The sequence below is a fragment of the Flavonifractor plautii ATCC 29863 genome, assembly GCF_000239295.1.
In the GTDB taxonomy this organism is placed as follows: Bacteria; Bacillota; Clostridia; order Oscillospirales; family Oscillospiraceae; genus Flavonifractor; species Flavonifractor plautii.
The window spans coordinates 50,900-53,984 of record NZ_JH417836.1; the positions used below are offsets into that span (position 1 = coordinate 50,900).

The following is a 3,085-nucleotide window of genomic DNA, read 5'->3' on the forward strand; positions in this document are numbered from 1 at the left end:
GATCGTCGCCTTCATCCCCTCAAAGTGCGTCCGCTCCATGCCGTGGGAGGCGTGGACGCCGGGGCCGATGAGGGCGCCCCGGGCGTCCATGCCCGCGTGCCAGGCCACGGTGATGTCAGAGGAGTAGTGGGGGTAGATGTCCACCGCGTAGGGGATGGCGTTGGCCCGGGCCAGCTCCACCAGGCGGGTGACCATGCCATAGTCGTAGGGGCCGCCGTTGTCCTTGGCGCAGATGGACACCTGGCGCTCGGTGCAGCTCAGATCGTCCCCCACGCAACCCATGTCCACCGCCAGCAGCTCGTCCACCTGGGGCAGGGTGGCCCCTCCGTGGCCCACCTCCTCATGGACGGTGAAGCACACCTCGGTATCGTACCGGGGCCGCTGCCCGGCGATGTGCATCAGCCTCAGCAGAGTGAGCAGACAGGCTGCGCTCCCTTTGTCGTCGATAAACCGGGACTTGAGGAAGCCGCTGTCGGTGACCACGGTCTTGGGGTCGATACACACGAAGTCACCGGGGGCGATGCCCAGGGCCTCCACGCCGGCCCGGTCCTCCACCACCTCGTCGATGCGCACGGCCAGGTTCTTCTCGTCCCGCGGGCGGGTGAGCACGTCGTCAAAGACGTGGGCCGCCGGGGACAGAGACAGGATGGTTCCGGTGTATATCCGGCCGTCCCTGGTGTGGATGCGGCAGTACTCCCCGTCCAGGGTGGGCAGGATGGGCCCGCCGATTCTGGTGGTCATCAGCATGCCGTCGGCGGTGATGGAGCGCACCATGAGGCCCAGGGTGTCGATGTGGGCGCACAGGCCGACGCGCTTCCCCTTTTCCCGGCCGGGCACCGACACCACCAGGTTTCCCTTGTTGGTGCGGCGGACGGCGTAGCCGTGGTCCCGGGCGATCTGCTCCGCCTCCCGCACTACCTGGTCCGTAAAGCCGCTGGGGCTGTCAATGGACAAAAGCCGCTGGGCAATGTTCATGAGCTGCCCCCGGCATCCCTTTGTATCCAGCATTTGCATCGTCTCCTCGTTTGTAGTATGATATAGGATCATACCATAACCGACAGGAGCGGACAACTATGGCCGAAGAAAAGACCAATGTGATGCGTATTTTAGACCAAAAAAGGGTGCCTTACACTCCACACCACTACGCCCACCCCAACGGCGCGGTGGACGGGGCCAGCGTGGCCGCCCTCCTTGACCGGGACCCCGCCTCGGTGTGCAAGACCCTGGTGACCCAGGGGGCCAGCCGCCAGCACTACGTCTTTGTCATCCCTGTACTCCGCTCGCTGGATCTGAAGGCGGCGGCCCGGGCTGTGGGAGAGAAGTCCATCGAGATGATCCCTCAGGCCAGGCTGCTCCCTCTCACCGGCTACGTCCACGGGGGCTGCTCCCCGGTGGGGATGAAAAAGCCTTTTCCCACCGTGCTGGACGGGAGCGTGGAAGGACTGGACGCCATCGTGGTCAGCGCCGGGAAAATCGGAGCCCAGGTGGAGCTGGCTCCGGCGGCCCTCTGCGCCCTGGTGGGTGGAACCTTCGCGCCGGTATCCAAATAATTTTTCCTCCAGCGGGAACTTTTTCTCCGCCTTCTCGTCTAAGAAGCGTGCAAACCCAAACTGCAAAGGAGAATCCAAATGAAGAAACTCGGTACGCTTGCCCTTACCCTCACCCTCACCGGGGCCATGACCCTGCCCGCCCTGGCCGCGGAGGAGCCGGAGCTGGTGATCGCCCCCGCCGACACCGGCTACGGCCAGACCATCGTGCTCAATGGAGAAACCCTGGATCTCACCGGCATCCCCGGCGTCTCCGGGGAGGAGCTGCTCCCCCTGCGCCTGCTGGCCGAAGCCGACCACGGCTCCGCCTACTGGGATGAGGAGAACAACGAGAGCTGGTTCACCTTCGGGGATAACCGCATCACCGTCAAGTTCGCCGACAACAGTGTTTGGCTGGACGACCAACAGGTGAAATCCACCGCCCAGGTGGCGGACGGCATCACCTTTGTAGAGGCGGGCGTTCTGTCCATGCTGGAGGGCTACACGGTAGACCGGAACCCCGAACTGGATGTCAACCGCATCGACATCACCACCCCCAACAACGACCCCATGGTGAAGGCCGCCTATCAGATCCGCGAGGAGAGCGGCATGGCCTTCGGCATGCGGAGCGACAACGCAGAGGTGGCGACCCTCTTCCAGCTGCCCGAGGACACCTTTGAGCAGGCCATCTGCTTCACCTCCATGAACACCACCCCTGACATCATGGTGCTGGCCAAGCTGGCCGACGGCGCCGATGAGACCGCCGTGAAGGAGGCCCTGGAGGCCCACCGCCAGTCCCAGCACGACACCTTCTCCTGGTACCTGGCCCAGAACCTGCCCAAGGTGGAGGACGCCCGCATTCTGGTGGAGGACGGCTATGTGTTCTACCTCATCGCCGAGAACGCCGACGCCGGCGAGGCCGCCTTCCACGCCTATGTGGAGGCCCAGGCCTAACCTGTCCGTCCATAACAAGTGCCCCGCCGGCTGGCGGGGCACTTGTTTTTTGGCCGGCCGGGCCGTATAATGTTGCCCAAAGGAGGGATCGTTTATGGAATCTGCCGCTCCCCAGACTCCGGTTCAGGCCCTGGAAGCCCTTCAGAACGCCTACAGCCGGTTCCTGGACGCGCTTCCGGAGGCCCGCAGGGCCAGCTTGGGGGAGGCCATCGGCTTCTTCCTCCACTCGGACGGCAATCCCAAGCTGGGCAGTCTGGTGGACGCCTTCGCTGAAGAGCTGCCCGTCCATGTGGAGGCACTGAAAACCCAGCTTGCGGCCTGCCCGGCGGAGGAGGCCGACCGTCTGGCCGCCCAGGCCCTGGAGCTGATGCTCCTCTATCCCCGGCCCAAAAACGGCGCCACCGAGTTTTCCCTGGCCGCCTTTGAGGGCTTTGCCGCCCCGCTGCTCCCCCTTCTGGCCCCCGCCCGCCGGGCCGAGCTGGCGGAGCGCTACCGGGCGCTCACCCCGCCCCGGAAGATGCTGCCCAACCAGAAGAAACTCTGGAAGGCCCTGTCCGGCCGCTGAAGCCCAAGCACAGCCGCCCCCCGCGCCAGAGGCGCGGGGG

Annotated in this window: 4 protein-coding genes; 3 read left to right on the forward strand and 1 reads right to left on the reverse strand. The window is 65.3% G+C overall.

What is annotated here, in order from left to right:
- Positions 1–1,008, reverse strand: a 1,008-nt coding sequence (locus HMPREF0372_RS15975; RefSeq protein ID WP_039997820.1) for a M42 family metallopeptidase, incomplete at its 3' end; no start/stop codon positions are given.
- 65 nt (positions 1,009–1,073) lie between these two features.
- Here HMPREF0372_RS15975 and ybaK point away from each other — a divergent pair.
- The 3 genes from ybaK (at position 1,074) to HMPREF0372_RS15990 (ending at position 3,045) form a co-directional block, all read left to right on the forward strand.
- Complete coding sequence (gene ybaK / locus HMPREF0372_RS15980) at positions 1,074–1,550, forward strand: Cys-tRNA(Pro) deacylase (RefSeq protein ID WP_007494729.1); 477 nt, start codon at positions 1,074–1,076, stop codon at positions 1,548–1,550.
- Positions 1,551–1,628: 78 nt separating this feature from the next.
- Complete coding sequence (locus tag HMPREF0372_RS15985) at positions 1,629–2,480, forward strand: DUF4358 domain-containing protein (protein ID WP_007494731.1); 852 nt, start codon at positions 1,629–1,631, stop codon at positions 2,478–2,480.
- Between the two features lie 94 nt (positions 2,481–2,574).
- The gene (locus HMPREF0372_RS15990) at positions 2,575–3,045 is read left to right on the forward strand and encodes a hypothetical protein (protein WP_007494733.1); all 471 of its coding nucleotides are present in this window, start codon (positions 2,575–2,577) and stop codon (positions 3,043–3,045) included.
- Positions 3,046–3,085 lie beyond the last annotated feature (40 nt).